Genomic DNA, 16130 nt, shown 5'->3' with positions numbered 1-16130 from the left:
AATCTTACAGCAGCCCCAGACAACGCATCAATGGCTCGCAAAAAATCAATATCCCGATCACTAAGGCAAAAACCGCAGCGACCAGTACAGCCCCGGCTGCAGCATCCTTGGCGATCTTGCCAAGACGATGCCACTCAGGGGCTGCGAGATCTACAACGGCTTCAATCGCCGTATTCACGAGCTCAAGAGAAATAACCAAGGCGATGACGAGCAGCAATAAGGCCACGTCTCTCGCGGGAAGGGATAACGCAATCGCCGCGGCAATCACAATGACCGCCGCGACGCAATGGAACCGCACATGACGCTGAGTCCTTAGCGAAGTAGCGATTCCCTCCAACGCGTATCGAAAAGATGAACTCCAGCGGCGCGACGGCTTCATTAGCGAACAAGCCCCACCTCGGCGAGCGCCGCTTCTTGTTTGCCCATCATTTCCGCTTCGCTGACCGCGTCTTGATGATCGTAACCTAGCAGGTGCAGGAACCCGTGCACAAACAGAAATCCGATTTCCCGCTCCAGCGAATGACCGTACTCCTCACTTTGCGCTTTGGCCCGTTCCACGGAGATGATGATATCTCCAAGCATTTCGGTCATATCGTCCAGCTCTTCGTCTTCTTCCAGCTCATAGACGATTTCCGGCTCTTCCTCCAGCGATTCGTTCATCGCAAACGACAACACATCGGTCGGCCGGTCGATGCCGCGATAATCGCGGTTTAATTCGTGGATCGCCTCATCGTCCACGAACGTGAGCGCCACTTCGCCTTCCGTGATACCTTCCGCTTGTCCAGCGATCTGCAGCACCCGCTCCAAGAGATCGATCAGCTCCTGACTGATCTCCATTTTATCCTGCTCATTGCTCCAAGCCAGCTGTAGGCCCATTTACGTTTTGCCCCCTGTCCTTCTCCTCGTTCTCTTTACTCTTCTTGACTTCCTCCGGATATTCAATCCGCGAATGGAAGATGCCCATTACCGTTTCCTTCAGCGTTTGGGCGATGATATCGAGCTCCCGCATCGTCAGATCACATTCGTTAAACTGGTGATCATCCAAGCGGCTCTTAATAATTTTCTCGATCATGGACTCAACCTGCTCCACCGTTGGTTTGCGCAGGGAGCGTACGGCCGCCTCAACACTGTCGGCAATCCCGACCACAGCGGCCTCCTTCGATTGAGCCTTAGGCCCCGGATAGCGGAAATCATCCTCCGTGAAATCCGGTTCAACGCCTTGTTCCTCCGCCAATCGCAGCGCCTTGTGGTAGAAATAATGCAAAAACGTCGTTCCATGATGCTGCTCGGCAATATCCCGGATCGGCTTCGGCAGCTTATATTCCTTTTGCATCTCCACCCCATCCCGGGCATGGGCGATAATAATCGATTTGCTTAACTTCGGATCGATAAAGTCGTGTGGATTTTCCATGTTGTTCTGATTTTCGATAAAATAGCTCGGCCGCTTCGTCTTCCCGATATCGTGATAATACGAACCGACGCGGCACAGCAGTCCGTTGGCACCAATCGCTTCGGCTGCCGCCTCCGACAGATTGCCCACCATTACACTGTGATGGTAAGTCCCCGGCGTTTCCGTCAACAGCTTGCGCAGCAGCGGGTGGTTGGGGTTCGACAGCTCCACCAGCTTAAGCGCCGAGAGGATGCCGAAGGTGACCTCGAAGAACGGCATCAAGCCGATGACCAAAATCGTTGTCAACAATCCCCCAGCAACGGAAAATCCAAGCGCATATAACGTGCTGGTTTGCGTCCAGTCCTGATTATCAATCAGCTGCAGGGCAAAGATCGACAGCGCGCCAAACAAGCAGATCATAATCCCCGCCTTGAGCAGTGTAGAGCGCTGGCTGGCCCGGTGAATCGCGAAAATCGCAGCAAACGAAGTCACCAAAGCAAAGAACCCAAACTGAAAATCAAACATTTCGCTTTGCCGCTGATTTAAAATGATGCTAGCCAGAACGCTAAACAAAAAGGAGCAGAGATAAGCGAGCGGCAAATCCAGTAACAGCGTAATCAGCATCGCACCGGTGGCAATCGGGGCTAAATACCCGATAAAAGCCTGCTGTTCACTCTGCAGAATGTTGATGACATGCATCGAAGCAATCGTGATAAAAATAATTAGCAGCAGCATAACGAACTGCGCGTTGTTGTATTTGAACCGGCTGGCGCCTTCCGATTGACGAATAAACATAATCAGCCCGGTCGCCATCAGCAAAGACAGCAAAACGAGCCCCAGTTGCGGTGAATAATCGACCTCATCCTTGAGAAGGCCGTTCTTCTCCAGCAGGGTGTACATTTCCTGGGTAATTCTTTCGCCCTTATGGACGAGCACATCCCCTTGCTTAATATATACCGTAGGTGTATTCTCGCGCGCTTCCACCTTCGCCGCCTTCGTTGCTTCTTCATCATAAAACTTATTAGCGGTGATGGACAGACGGGCAAGCTCCTGCACAACCTCGCGTGCAGTCCTTTTGCTTAGCGAGCTTGTGCTGACCATTTCCGCGACTTTTGCCCGTGCGGTTTGCGCTTCAACGATCGGATCCGCCGTCAGCCGGGCCACAATATCCGCAGCAACCGGCTTCATCGCGTTGATATCCTCTGCCGTTAAGCGAGGGATCTTGATAAACGTCTCTTCCGAAATGTGATATTGCTGTTCATCAATGCGCTGGGTCACTTCCTCAAACAAGGTCGCCGAATAAACGCTGGAATTCCGATTGTTCATGATGAAGTTCTGCACATAATCCTTAACGCGCTGCGGCAGCTCCTCGCGATAGATCTTAATCTTATCTTCTTCCGAAACCTGGTCGTCCTGGTTCAAGCGGAAGATCCGGTCAAGCATTTGCGCGACTAATGTTTCGTTGCGGAGCGGCAGGATAGTGTAGACCTGTCCCACCTTCTCGGCAGCCTCCTCCTGCGCTTTCAGCGTCGCCTTGGTATCGGGAATGTCCATCGGCGCCAAGATTTCCTTCTCGCTCGGCAAACCTACCGCAATGTCATACGTTTCGGGCAACAATTTGGGCGCCAAGCTGACGTAGAACATAACGACAAGCAGCGCGAACAGAACATAACGCACGCTGGTGCTATGCTTCCATCCTGCAAATCTGAATTGTAACGCGCTTTTCTTTTGCTGATCGTCATTTGTCATATTAGACAGCCCTCCTGAACATGGTAAACCCTAACAACGTCTGGGAAGCTTACCCTTGGTTTTCGGCAGCGCGGTCGTACGCCATAATAATCTTCTGGACCAGCGAATGACGAACGACGTCGGACTCGGCAAATTGGACGAATCCGATCTCTTCGATTCCGCTCAAAATCGCCTTCGCTTCGACCAAACCGGATTTCTTCCCTTTGGGAAGGTCGATTTGCGTCACGTCCCCGGTAATTACCATTTTAGAACCAAAGCCTAGCCGGGTCAGGAACATCTTCATTTGCTCCGGCGTCGTATTTTGGGCTTCGTCCAAAATAATAAAGGAATCATCCAGCGTCCGGCCCCGCATATAGGCAAGCGGCGCGATCTCGATTAACCCGCGCTCCAGCGCCTTAGCGGTCTGCTCCGGTCCCATAACATCGTACAATGCATCATACAGGGGACGCAGATAAGGATCCACCTTCTCCTGGAGATCCCCAGGCAAGAATCCCAGGCTTTCCCCTGCTTCGACCGCCGGACGAGTCAAAATAATCCGTTTGACCGAGCCTTCCTTGAGCGCGCTAATCGCGAGGACAACGGCCAAATACGTTTTGCCTGTCCCGGCAGGGCCGACGCCAAAGACGACGTCCCGTTTCTTAATCGTCGTAACGTAGTGCTTCTGCCCGATCGTCTTCACCCGAATCGGCTTGCCGCGATAAGTAATGGCAATTTCACCTTTATATAAATCAAGCAGCTGATCCGCGCGGAAATCCTTAGCCAAATCGACGGCATATAACACGTCCCGTTCGGTCAAGATATATCCGTTCCGAATCAGTTCTAGCAAAACTTCAAACAACTGCTCTACCTTCTCCGCCTCACGTTGTTCCCCGCGGATGGTAATTTCCGATTCTCGCAAAACAATGCTTGCTGGTAAATGCTGTTCAATTAATTTCAGGAACGAATCCTGAGGGCCAAACAAAGAGAGTCCTTCAGCCGCACTGTGAAGCGGTAATTTGATGTTCACCAGTTGTTCCGACAAATAGCCTCATTCTCCTTGATCTTGTACTATCGGCACTTCTTCCGAAATGTTCTGTTCTACTTCGAAATGCACTTTTATATAAACTTTACCATTGTCCGCCTTCTCATGCAAAATTTTTTGATCCAGAATGACGCTATCCGTGCCGTACTTCGCCAGAATATCGCGCTTCGCTCGCTCAATTCCCTCCTGTTTTGCTTGTTCCTCCGTCCGTTTCAGCTCAAGCTCCGTTGTTTCCATCACCTTCTCGGTCATCCATCCAATCGGGAGCTTCCAACCGCGCCATGTCAACGGATCCTGATCGGTCATCGTCTCTGATTGTGCATAAGTCACTTTGCCATAACCGGTTAACTGAATCGCAGTATTGCCAAAATATAAATACCCCCGTTGCTTGCGCTCTCCCGTGTAAACCTTCTGCTTATATACCAGCGGTACCTGGATGTTATACTCGTGCCAGACAATACCGCGGATCTTCGCCACGGGCACGACCAGCTTGCCGCCTTGGAATCCCGACACCAGCACTTGTCCTTTCTTCACCCGATCGTTTTTCCTGACCTCCGGCTGACCTTTTTCCACATAAATATGTGTGATCACCGCGTCATGCTTGCTGATCAAATGGCTTGGGCTGACCAGTTTCTGGTCCTTTGGTTTGGTCGCCTCCACCACTTGGATCGTGATTTTTGTCCCCGTACGGGTAACCCCAACCCAGGACGTGCCCGGCAGCTTGCGGGTGAGTTCGGCAGACAGCTTGTCCTGCTCAGGCAAACGAAAAATCCATTGAAACGGATAAATGCCCTCTTGTCTAGCCGCTTGAAGAATATCTTGGGAGGCAATCTCCTTGTTCCCTACTACCTCGACATCCCAGACCAGCGAAGATAAGCAAAAAATCGCCGCAACAAATAAAGCGAATCCGGCGATAAACCCCTTCCTCTTCCATACGCGGCCTAACACAAACGGGAGCCCGGAGCGTCCCTGAACCGACATTCGGCAGCCTGTCCGTTTCAAGAGCGGCCGCAGCCGAAAGAAGTCGGGCAGCGCGATCTTCATGTTCATTTGCCCTCCGGGCAAGGGTTGGACATCCCAAATGTCGATGCCCTGGTGAGATATCTCATTCACAAGCTGTTCGATCGATCCTCCGCGGACCGTGATGGTAACGATGCCTCTCAGCTGGTTTAAGGCCGGTGATTTCACGCTTCATTCCCCCGTTCCACGATATTTAATGCCGAAGATCCGCCCTTCCACGACCACTTCTTCGGGCATGATGGCTTTAATAACCAAGCCGCTTCCCTCGACTTCCAGCGTTCCTTCACTCAGCGCCAAATGCAGCGCTTCGGGAGAGAAGTGGACCACGCCCCGATGATTTTCTATATACAGCTGCTGACCTCCAATTAAGGTGAGCCTCGGCAAATCGAATACAAGGTCACTGGGCAGGTCGAGCGCATCGACCGTCCATTTGCGAATTTTGCGGACAAACCGGCTCATATGAGACAATCCTCCTTCCCCTACTGTACAAATTATGCGGCCCTGCTTGGATTTATGAGAATGGAAAAGGAGAAGTAAAAGCCAAGGTTGCTTAGGCCGGCAACCTTGGCTTTCATGGGGGGGATATATAATCGGATAGGAGGCTACCCATGAATTGAGTAGCCGACCTTCCACACCGTACGTACCGTTCGGCATACGGCGGTTCAACCGCTTGACACGTTTGTCCTGGGTTTGCTTATCGCCCATGCCGGGCGCACATGAAAAAACACCTTCTACGAATACATCGTAAAAGGTGTTTGTCTCTCGAAGTTATGGCAAAAGCTGTTGAACCGTCTGGTTTACGAGCTTACCGTCTGCCCGGCCTTTTACCTTGGGCATCAGTGCACTCATCACTTTCCCGAGATCGGCTTTCGAAGAAGCACCGGTTTCCTGGATGGTCTGCTGTACAATGACTTTAATTTCTTCTTCGCTTAGCTGTTCGGGAAGGTACTCAGCAAGGATCTCCGCTTCCGCTTTCACTTGCTCGGCAAGATCGTCACGACCCGCTTTCTCAAATTCTTGGAGGGCATCTTTGCGCTGTTTGATTTCACGACTTAGGATATCAAGCACTTCATTATCGTTCAAAGTTCTTTTCAAATCTATCTCAAGATTCTTGATCGTAGCACGAACCATTCGAATGGTGGAGAGCTTGAACTTGTTTTGACTCTTCATCGCTTGCTTCATATCTTCGTTCAATCGCTCGCTAAGATTCATCGCTGATTAAATCCTCCTAAAACTTTCTCTTACGAGCAGCCTCGGACTTTTTCTTGCGCTTTACGCTTGGCTTTTCATAATGCTTACGTTTCTTCACCTCAGCCAATACTCCATCTTTCGCGATGGAACGTTTAAAGCGACGAAGTGCAGCATCAATTGTCTCGTTTTTGCGAACTTTAGTTTCAGACACCAGTTTTCCCTCCCTCCGACCAGACCGTCCAAGAGCATAACACGGTTCATCAAACTTCATTATAGGGGAAAGAGAAATAGGGTGTCAACCTGAGCACCGGCTTTTTTCTCTTCCAAATTCTAAAAGGAGTTTTAGAGCGCGTGAGAGCTAGAGGATTGCACCAACGCGCCCAGCTTGGCGCCTCCAATCAGATGGTAATGCAGATGCGCGACCGCTTGTCCGCTGTCGGGTCCGCAGTTGTTGATCAGCCGGTACCCGCTCTCTGCAACGCCTAGCTTCTTCGCGGTTTCTTGCGCAACACGGTGCATCTCGCCGATCAGAGCAAAATCTTCGGGAGCCACGTCATTCATGGAAGCGATATGCTTCTTAGGAATGATCAGCACATGTACCGGTGCAGCGGGTTGAATATCGTGGAAAACAAGAACGCGATCATCCTCATACACCTTGTTCGACGGGATCGTCCCCTCGACGATTTTACAAAACAAACAGTTGTCCATCGGAAAGCCTCCTAAACAGATTCTGTGATAGGTTTCATTTTACCGAAAATAGGCAAAAAAAAGAAGCACCCTGCCGCCTCACAGAATGAGTTGGCTTTACGCACGGACGTATTGGACGGAAAAAGCAACGACTCTTTCTGTCACCAATACGTCCGGCGGGGTGCTTGCAAATAGGATGTCGGCTAACTGTAGTATAACAGCAGGTTGATACTGTTACTGTGATGTACATCACCGGCGAATGAATATTTTAAATGAAATTACGCGTATCGTTGTTCCGTGCGATCTTATAGGCTGCCAGCAGGAAGAAAACCAGGGCAAACGCGGCAAGTACGGACAGGTTAAACCAGATTTGAGCAAAGCCTACGCCTTGCTGCAGCGTTTCAATCGACTGCAACACCCAGTGCTGCGGCATGAACTCGGAGATCCGCCGCACCGCTTCCGGCATGATCTCGCTTGGGAAGAAGCAGCCCGCGAGCAAGCAGGACGGCGTCACGATAATATTTTGCAGAGCGCTGGAGATGCCGCTGTTCTTAGAGAACACGACGATCACGAGCGACAGGCCGATCGATACGAGCGCAAACAGCATCAGAAGCAGCGCCATCCGCCCAAACGGAATCCCAGTATCGATGTGGAACACGACCTCCAGGAAAAACAGGGTGACCACAATCTGTACCGCCATCACCACGAAATTGACGATCAAGTTAGAAATCACAAAATGCTTGGCGTTGATCGGAGAGGAAATCACACGGAAGAAGGTGCGGTCCTCCCGGCTTTTCAGAATCAACTCCGACAAATTCACGGCTGACATCATCATCAGCATAATCAGGAAGCCAATCGTTTGATACGTCATCGCATGCTTTTGCTCTACAGAGCTGTCAGCCGACTGGACGGTGAACGTAATCCCGGAGTGCTGATAATCTTCGTAAAGCTTGGCAAACTTCGCTTCGTCTCCCTGAGCAACCCGGGTAAGGGCAGCCAGATTACCGGTGTAATTGTAGAGCATCGCTTTCATGTAGGCGGTGACCTGAGCGCCTTTGACCGATTGAATTCCGATATGGTCGGGCTCCCCGGCAAGGATGCTTTGCGAATAACCAGCCCCCAGCACCAGACCGCTGTCCAGCTTCCCGGCTGCCAGTTGTTCGCGAAGCCCTTGCTCCGTTACTTCCGTCAACTGAATCTGATCCAGCCCTTCCAGAAACCGGATCGTATCCACCGCGATCGGTTCATTCCCGTCATGATTCACAACGCCGACCCGCAGTCCGGCACTTTCGCTGTTGCCATAAATCATGAGCGATAATAAGACTCCAGCCAGCGGCAGGGCTACATATAGAATGAGATTACTGCGTTTACGAAACGTCTTCCGCAAAGTTTGGGAAGTCAACCACCAAATGTCCTTGAGCATGTTACAGACCCTCCTTGCGCCGCATCATCCAGGCTGCCGCTGCCAACAGAACGACGCCTAAACTTAAATTTAGAGCTACAACCGGCCACATCGCCGAAACTTGATTGTTATAAATGATTTGCGTAATCGCTACGTTCGCCCATCGAACCGGTGACAATTTGGCAGCCGCCCCCAGCGGGCCGAGTTCTCCCATAGGAAAGTACGCTCCGCCTAAGAACGCTGCGACTTGAGTAAAAATCAAGATCACTCCTTGCGTTGCCGCCTCTTTCAGCACATAGCTTACTGCGAGCCCCAGACTGACGGCCATGATCACTTCCGAGCCTAACACGGCCAGCACCGCACCCGGATGCTCTCCCCAATAAGCCTTAAAGACATATTTACTAAAGAGAATCAGGAGGATCACGCACAGCAGGTTAATGACCACGTTGCCGAGTACCTTGCCGGCAAAAATCTCGCCTTTGGCAATCGGAGACGCCGCAAGCCGGATGCTGGTCCCCTGCCGAATCTCCCCGGTGATCAGCCGGCTGGCGGACAGCGAGCCCCACAAAGCGATCATGGTGGTCATCGCCAGCGCGTAATAATCAAGCGATCCGGGCTGACGGTCGGCTGCAATCGAGGTTTCTTTGATGTAATCCCGGTTATTCACTGCTCCCGCCGCCATCGCTCCTTCCGATTGGCCAGGAGCGTTCTTCTCAATAGCCATTATCGCGTTATATTGCTGGGCAAAGGCCGTCAGCATCCCTTGCACGACATTGCCCTGAATGGCATCCCGACCGCTTAAGTAGAGCAACACGCCTTGGCCGCTCAGTTCTACGTACTCATCGTAATGGTCGGCTTCGACCTCTTTCCGGGCATCTGCCCCCGGAGCCAGCGTCTCGAACGTTAGTCCCATGCCGGCCGTTTCTTGGGCAAAAGCCTTGAAGGCTTGTGTTAAAGCCGGATTGTCACCGTTATCCTTCACCAACACGCGAATATCCCCTACCTGGGCGGTGCTGTCAAAAGCGTTCGACAGAGCTGTGCCCAGAATTAACATCAGCACAATCGGAAAAGCGAGCATAAACACCAGCGTCCAACGGTTGCGCGCCTCCTGCTTAAGCTCCTTAAGTGCAATCGATAATGTATTCATTCCTCAGATCTCCTCCCAAAGCGATCGGTTTGCGACCGCTGCTCTAGTCCCGCAAGTTGCGTCCGGTCAGCGTCAAGAACACCGTTTCCAGATTTGGCTCCTGCTCCTCAACGGAACGAATGACAGCCCCGCCGTCGATTAACTGCTTCAGGATGCCGCTAAGGTTATCCACCGACAGGTCGCTATGAATACGAATTTCGGATTCCTGTGCCGTTACTGTCCTTACCCCGGGCAACCGCCGGATCAGCCCCAGGAACGCTTCGCCATCCTGTTTCAGTTCAATGCGCACTTCCTTCACATCGGTGATCGTGGCGATCAGCTGCTCTTTGGTACCGTCCGCGATAATTTTGCCATGATCGATAATGGCGATCCGGGAGCAGATTTCTTCAACTTCCTCCATGTAATGGCTGGTATAAATGATCGTGCAGCCCATTTCGTTCAGCTTCCGGACGGAGGTGAGAATGTAGTTGCGCGACTGCGGATCAATGCCAACCGTAGGTTCGTCCATGATGATCAGCTTCGGCCGATGGGCAATGGCGCAAGCGATATTCAGCCGCCGCTTCATCCCGCCGGAGAAGTTCTTCGGAAAGCTCTTCGCCTTATCCTCCAACCCAACAAAATGAAGCGCTTCCTCAACCCGCTCCTTCAGTTCTGCTCCCCGCAAGCCGTACAATCCGGCGAAAAACTTCACGTTTTCATAAGCGGTCATATCCTGGTAAATCGCCAAATCCTGCGGAACAATGCCTAGGTTCATTTTGGCAAAGCGGTTGTGCTTGCTGATGTCTTTATCCAAAATGCGGATCTCCCCGCTCGTTGGACGCAGCAGCGAAGCGGCCAGATTGATCGTTGTGCTTTTGCCGGCGCCGTTGGATCCAAGAAATCCGAAGATCTCCCCTTCCTGCACGGATAAGGACATATTGTCAACTGCGATAAAGTCGCCGAATTTTTTCGTGAGTCCGCGAATCTCTAAAACGTTCATTGCAACCTCTCCATTCTGCTTCGTTCTTGACCTTATTGTAGAAAAAAAGGATGCCCTTATGTCAGTGCATAAGTTCATCCTTTGCGCATGAGAAAATTCATATTGTCTTAGGGGCGGACCCATGCCAATGAAGTTCTTCATGATTCGGGAGGTGCGTAGGGAATTAAGGTGGTCACCTTGAATCCCTGCGTGCCGTCTGCGATCACCATGCCGTTCACCGCAGCCGCGCGCTCTTCCATACCGATCAAGCCCATTCCTTTGACGATCTTGGCTTGCCCTCGGCCATTGTCCGTTACGACGGCTTGAATCCATTTGCCGAGAACCCGCACTTCGACCTGTACGGAGGTAGCTCCACTGTATTTGGCCGTATTGGTCAGCGCCTCCGTCACGTTGTCATAAATGATTTTCCAATAAAGCGGTGTAATCTTCTCCAGATCTCCGCTATGGACGACCAGGGTCTGCAGTCCGGAACGGTTGCCAAAGGCTTCTACGGCGCTTTTCAACCGATGGATCCCTAACTGCTCCACCGGAGGCTTCATGTTCTTCAGCGTTTGCCGGATACGTTCAATCGATTCCTGGGCAATGCCAATCGCATTCTGCAGCAGCTTCTCCGCCCCTGGCGGGTCGGTATGCAGCACACGCTTGGCGGCCTCCATCTGGATCAGCGCCCCAGTCATGGAGTGGCCAACGCCATCATGAATTTCCTGGGAGAGACGGTTTCGTTCTTCCAGCTTATACGTGTATTCCGAAGCCCGAATGAAGTCCTCATTGTCGTTCAGCCGCTTCCGCAGCTTATCCTGAGTCAAACGCAGCTTGTCGAGCTGCTCCTCCTGCCGGCTTAACCTCATCAGCAGGCGGCGGACATGATGCCTGTTAAGCAAGCTGATGATCACGATAAACGCGTATACCGCTGCCAGCGTCCCTTTCAGGAAGAGCAGCGGTACTGCAAGCAGCGCCGCAGCAACGATGAGCGTGCTCTTTCCCTTTGCCATTTCATAGGTGGTTGGCGGCAGCAGCAGCACGAACTCGGGAGAGACGTAAACCGCGCAACAGGCGCAGTAGATCAGCATCGCTCCGTACAGCGCATTTCGATGCGCCAATTTGGGAAGCAGAAGCGCCGTGAGGTCCAAGGCCAAATAAAGTAAAACGATCAAGATCAGCCAGGAGGACGGGGAAGCTTCCCTCGCATAGATCAAAGCAATGGCCAGGCCCAGCACGAGCCACTTGTTGCCGATGCTCCACCGTTCCATAAGCTAGCGGACCCTCCCGGTCAAGTAATAAATGGCGATTTGCGTGCGGTGCTCCAGCCCGGTTTTGTTCAGGATCGAGGTGATGTAGTTGGCTACGGTTCCCTCTGATATAAAAATTTCCTTCGCGATTTCCTTGTTGGACAAGCCCTTGGCAATTCGGGACATGACCTCCAGCTCCCGTTCGGTGAACCGCTCCAGATCGCTTGGCGACAGGCCGGTGCCTACCGGAGTTGAAGCTGCAGCAGGAGTCACCGGCGATGCAGTCGCATTCGCTTGCGCGCTCACCGATTCCGGCGGAGGCGGCACCTCCGCTTCCTTCGAAGCTCCGCCAGAGGCAAGCGTCTGCTTGAGCTTGTCCAGCACCACGTCCTGCAAGACGTTGTGGCCGTAATACACGCTTTTGATCGCGTCGCGAATGCGTTCCGGGTCGTTATTTTTCAGCAAATATCCTTTCGCGCCAAAACGGATCGCGTCCATGACATATTCATCGTCATCGAAGGTGGTCAGGATCAGCGGCTTCGCCAGCCCTTCCTCCGTCAGCAGCCGGGTCGCTTCCACCCCGTTCATATTTGGCATCCGCACGTCCAGCAACGCAACGTCTACCGGGTTAGACCGGCAGTACTCGACCGCCTTTTGTCCGTCCTCCACGGTCTCCGCCACCTCGAATTCCTCAAAGCTGTTTAAAATAATTCGCATTCCCTCACGGATAAACGAGTTGTCGTCTGCGATCAGCACCCGTATCTTCATACCGCTCCTCCGTTTCGTCTCCTTACTCGGCGGCGTTGCCACAAGGCCCGCCTTGCGCTTTCTTTCTAAATTTGTGAAGGCTACAGCCGTTCCAGCTTAATCCGGGAACCGGCCCCGCCGCTTTCCGACGGAATCACCACCAGCTTGCGGGCCAACCGGGTCTGCAACTCGGCAACGTGGCTGATAATCCCCACCGAGAGATGGTCGTGATGCAGGTGCTCCAGTGAGGTGATGACCGTATCCAACAGCTCGGGATCCAGCGTCCCAAAGCCTTCGTCCAGGAAAAAGAATTGCAGCGGATATTGGCCGCGAAGCTGAATCTGCGCTGACAAGGCCAGCGCCAGCGCCAGGGAAGCCAGGAAGGTCTCCCCGCCGGACAACGTCGCCACCGGGCGCTTCACGCCGCCGCTCGCATCGTCGCGGATGACAAAGCCGCCGCCGGAGTCGGTCTCCAGCGCATACCGCTGCTTCGTCAGGAACCTCAGACGTTGGGAAGCGGCATGGCTGACATTCATCAGCTGCTCCTCCGCGACATACTCAACGAACGCGTTCCCGCGCAGCGCTGATTGCAGCTTGGCGAGCAAGCCGGCTTCATGCTCCAGCTGGCTGCGGACCTGCTCCAGCTCCTGCCAGCGGACATGGCGAACCTGCAGGTCCTCCCAGTCCCGCTCGGCCCGGGCTTTTTGCTGCAAGGCCGCTTCATCTTGCTCTTTCGCCGCGGCGAATGCCGCTCTACTTTGCTGCCATTCCTCGTCGCTGACCGTTTGTCCCGACAGCTTGGCGTCCAGCTCACTTAGGCTAATCACGAGCTCCTGCTCCCGGCTGCGGTGTTGCTGCACCGTCTCCGCGATCGATTCCGCTTCTCCCGGGGCAAGCAGGTTATTCAATACGGAAGCTTCCTCCTCAAAAGGCGACGCCTCCAGCGCTTGAAGCCAGCGGGCCGCAAGCTCCGCCTCCTGCTCCCGGGCCGATGCGGCCGCTTGAGCAGCCAGCGCTTCCGCTTTGGCGAGCTCATGGCTTCGGGCCGCTGTTTCCGTCTGCATCGCTCGGCTGCGCTCCGCCTGCTCACGAAGGGCCGCCAGCTTCTCCCGTGCTTCGGTTAGCAGCTCATCAACCGGACGTTCCCCGGCCACGGCGTGCAATCTCTCCTGTTTCTCCCGCAGGAGATCCTGTTTCCCCTGCTCCTGTACTTCCCATTGGACCAGCGTTTTGTCCAGCTCGATCATTTCGCCGGTCAATGCCTGCAGCTTGGCCATTTTCTCCTCGATAAACGGCACGCTGACGGCCAGCCGGCCCCGCAAATCTTCGGCCAGCCGATCCTTGGCGGCATACGTCTCCATTTGCCGGGCGGCTTCCTCTGGCGAGAGGTCCGGGTAAAGCTCGGCCCACTCGCGCTGCTTGGCCGCGAGGGCCTCGCGGTGCTGCGCGCTGCGGGCGGCCGCCTGCTTCAGCTGGCCGGAGGCCGCGGCTTCCGCCGCTTCGGCGGCGGCACGCTGCGGCTGCAAGGCCGCCAGCGCGCTTTGCGCTGCGCGGCCGTCCCGCTGCAGCGCCTCCAGCCGGCGGCGGCAAGCGGCGTGCCGCTCGGCCAGCGCCGCGGCCTGGCGCTGCAGGGCCGCGAGGCCGGCGGGCGCGGCTGCGTGCGGCGCGGCGAGCGCAGCCGCTGTGGCGGCGGCTTCGGCGCTGGCGGCGGCTTCGCCCGCAGCAAGCGCGCCTGGCGCAGAAGCAGGCTCGCCGCTGTAGCCGAAGGCGCCGTCCTGGGCCAGCGCCTGCAGCAGCGCGCTGCACACGTCGCGGTCGCGGGCGACGGCGAACTGCAGCTCGCGGGCCTCCGCGATCAGGGCGGAGAGCGTCTCAAGCTCCGCCTCCCCGCCGGCGCCCCCGTCGTCATCGCCCTCGGCCGGAGCCGGATGATGCGCGGAGCCGCACACCGGGCACGGTTCGCCGCTGTGTAGCTGCTCGGCTAACCGTGCCGCCCACAGATGACGTTCACGGGCTTTCAGCGCCTGACGCAGCGAGTGTTCGTATCCGGTGAGCTCAGCAGCATGTTGCTGAAGCTCCTTCTCCACTGCCGTCAGCTCCAAAGCGGTTTCCGCGAGCTGTCCGGCAAGCGCTTGGCCGGATTGCTGTACCTCGGCAATCTCCCTCGCGATTTGCTCCAGCTTGCCTGCAGCCTGCTGCAAGCTCGTACGCGCAGCCGCTTCCTCGGTCTCCGCTTGCGCAAGCTGCTCCTGCAACGCGGCCAACTGCTGGGCCAGCCGTACGGCAGCTTGCGCTTGATGACGCTCCTCGGCCTTAACTTCCGTGTCCTTCAGCTGCTGCTCCAGCTCGCGCTGGCGCGTCTGCGCCTTGGCCAGCAGCTGCTCCTCCTTCGCCGTCTGCTCGGCGAGGTGCTGCTTACGCTGCGCGCCCTCCGCGCGCTGCGCCGCGAGCCGCTGCAGCTCGGCGCTAAGGCGCGCGGCCTCATCCTGCAGGCTGCGCGCCTGCTCCAGCTGCTCGAGCCGCACGAGCAGCGCCGGCTCCTCGCGGCCGAGCGCCGCCGCTGCGGCTTCGGCAGCCGCGCCGGCCTCGGCGGCCGCCGCAGCCGCGGCCCGGGCGGCCTGCTCGGCCTCGGCCGCTTGCTGCGCGCGAGCGGCCGAGGCGCGCTGCGCCTCTTGCCAGGCCGTCAGCACCGGCCTGAGCGCCTCGGCGGCGCTCCCGCGCGCCAGCTTCGCCTCCAGCGCGGCGATCTCGCCGCCTTGCGCGCGCAGCGCCTCCAGCTGCGCCGCACGCTCGGCGCGCTCCACCGCCAGCTCGCGCACTTTGGCGAGCTGGTCGTAGCGCTGCTGCGCGAGCAGCAGCTCGCGGCGCCGCTGGGCGGCGAGCGCTGCGGCTTCGCGCACCGCTGCCGCCGCTTGCTCCAGCGCCTCGGCGGAGGCATTGCCGAGCCCTTGCTGCTCGGCAGCGACCTCAGCGCGGCGCTGCTCGTTCGCTCTGACCTTGCGGGTCAGCTTCTGCCCGAGCAGGTCGCCGTATTTCTCCAAGTGGAACAGGCGCTGCAGCATCGCCCGTCGGTCCGCCCCCTTCAGGGACAAAAACTCGGCGAATTTCCCCTGCGGCAATACGACCGCGCGGGTGAAATCGTCCATCTTGAGGCCCAGCTTCTGTTCCACGCAGCGCGTCACGTCAGCGAGCTTGTCGGCGATCACTTTTTCCTCATCATCCGGCAGAATTTCGATAAACCGGCTGATCGTATTGCTGACCGACAGCTCGCCCTGGCGCTTAAACCGCCGCTCCACCCGGTAACGCTCCGTCCCGGCAGCAGAGGTCAACTCGAACGTAAACGCGACGAACAGCGCGTCTTCCAAATGGTTCATAATCCCTTGGGTTCCGCCGGATGCACGGCCGACCTTGCCATAAAGGGCCAGCGTGATCGCATCCAGAATCGTCGACTTCCCGCTGCCTGTCGGCCCAAAAATGCCAAACAACCCTGTCTCGCACAGCTCGGTAAAATCGATCGTCTGCATCTCACGGTAGCTTTGCAGCCCGGCTAATTTCAGCGTAATCGGCT

The 16130-nt window shown here is 55.6% G+C and carries 15 protein-coding genes and 1 pseudogene; all 16 read right to left on the bottom strand.

Annotated elements, in window-relative coordinates; all coding sequences use genetic code 11:
- Positions 1–4: 4 nt before the first annotated feature.
- The gene (locus tag ACL02P_RS02685; RefSeq protein ID WP_412836794.1) at positions 5–379 is read right to left on the bottom strand and encodes a diacylglycerol kinase family protein; all 375 of its coding nucleotides are present in this window, start codon (positions 377–379) and stop codon (positions 5–7) included.
- Positions 379–876 carry an rRNA maturation RNase YbeY gene (ybeY, locus tag ACL02P_RS02680; RefSeq protein ID WP_339299533.1) on the bottom strand — a complete coding sequence of 166 codons (498 nt, stop codon included), beginning with the start codon at positions 874–876 and terminating at the stop codon, positions 379–381. The genes ACL02P_RS02685 and ybeY overlap by 1 nt, the downstream gene beginning before the upstream one ends.
- Positions 848–3139, bottom strand: a complete 2292-nt coding sequence (locus tag ACL02P_RS02675; protein ID WP_009225549.1) for an HD family phosphohydrolase — start codon at positions 3137–3139, stop codon at positions 848–850. The genes ybeY and ACL02P_RS02675 overlap by 29 nt, the downstream gene beginning before the upstream one ends.
- 49 nt (positions 3140–3188) lie before the next feature.
- Positions 3189–4160 (bottom strand): PhoH family protein, encoded by a 972-nt coding sequence (locus ACL02P_RS02670; protein ID WP_009225548.1) that lies wholly within the window; start codon positions 4158–4160, stop codon positions 3189–3191.
- A gap of 6 nt (positions 4161–4166) precedes the next feature.
- Entirely contained in the window at positions 4167–5348 is a 1182-nt protein-coding gene (gene yqfD, locus ACL02P_RS02665) for a sporulation protein YqfD (RefSeq protein ID WP_009225547.1), read from the bottom strand.
- A gap of 3 nt (positions 5349–5351) precedes the next feature.
- Positions 5352–5639: a sporulation protein YqfC gene (gene yqfC / locus ACL02P_RS02660; protein ID WP_009225546.1), complete on the bottom strand. Its 288-nt coding sequence runs from the start codon at positions 5637–5639 to the stop codon at positions 5352–5354.
- Positions 5640–5948: 309 nt separating this feature from the next.
- A complete protein-coding gene (locus tag ACL02P_RS02655; RefSeq protein WP_412836793.1) occupies positions 5949–6392 on the bottom strand; it encodes a GatB/YqeY domain-containing protein in 444 nt (147 codons plus the stop codon).
- Positions 6393–6408: 16 nt separating this feature from the next.
- Entirely contained in the window at positions 6409–6582 is a 174-nt protein-coding gene (gene rpsU / locus ACL02P_RS02650) for a 30S ribosomal protein S21 (protein ID WP_005547957.1), read from the bottom strand.
- Between the two features lie 131 nt (positions 6583–6713).
- Positions 6714–7079 (bottom strand): histidine triad nucleotide-binding protein, encoded by a 366-nt coding sequence (locus ACL02P_RS02645; protein ID WP_009225544.1) that lies wholly within the window; start codon positions 7077–7079, stop codon positions 6714–6716.
- A gap of 247 nt (positions 7080–7326) precedes the next feature.
- Positions 7327–8481, bottom strand: coding sequence for an ABC transporter permease (locus ACL02P_RS02640; protein WP_412836792.1), 1155 nt, complete (start codon positions 8479–8481; stop codon positions 7327–7329).
- A 1-nt stretch (position 8482) separates the two neighbouring features.
- Positions 8483–9607 (bottom strand): ABC transporter permease, encoded by a 1125-nt coding sequence (locus ACL02P_RS02635; protein ID WP_412836791.1) that lies wholly within the window; start codon positions 9605–9607, stop codon positions 8483–8485.
- 43 nt (positions 9608–9650) lie between these two features.
- Complete coding sequence (locus ACL02P_RS02630) at positions 9651–10586, bottom strand: ATP-binding cassette domain-containing protein (RefSeq protein WP_412836790.1); 936 nt, start codon at positions 10584–10586, stop codon at positions 9651–9653.
- Positions 10587–10723: 137 nt separating this feature from the next.
- Positions 10724–11836, bottom strand: a complete 1113-nt coding sequence (locus tag ACL02P_RS02625; protein WP_412836789.1) for a sensor histidine kinase — start codon at positions 11834–11836, stop codon at positions 10724–10726.
- Positions 11837–11839: 3 nt separating this feature from the next.
- The gene (locus ACL02P_RS02620; protein ID WP_412836788.1) at positions 11840–12583 is read right to left on the bottom strand and encodes a response regulator; all 744 of its coding nucleotides are present in this window, start codon (positions 12581–12583) and stop codon (positions 11840–11842) included.
- Positions 12584–12663: 80 nt separating this feature from the next.
- Positions 12664–15087 (bottom strand): SbcC/MukB-like Walker B domain-containing protein, encoded by a 2424-nt coding sequence (locus ACL02P_RS02615; RefSeq protein WP_412837311.1) that lies wholly within the window; start codon positions 15085–15087, stop codon positions 12664–12666.
- A gap of 525 nt (positions 15088–15612) precedes the next feature.
- Positions 15613–16086: pseudogene (locus tag ACL02P_RS02610) on the bottom strand (AAA family ATPase); the annotation flags it as partial.
- Between the last annotated feature and the right edge of the window lie 44 nt (positions 16087–16130).

Origin of the sequence: Paenibacillus sp. MB22_1, assembly GCF_047200555.1 — a bacterium.
In the GTDB taxonomy this organism is placed as follows: Bacteria; Bacillota; Bacilli; order Paenibacillales; family Paenibacillaceae; genus Fontibacillus; species Fontibacillus phoenicis.
Note: the sequence above shows the minus strand (reverse complement) of the source record. Positions and strands in the feature narration are given on the sequence as shown.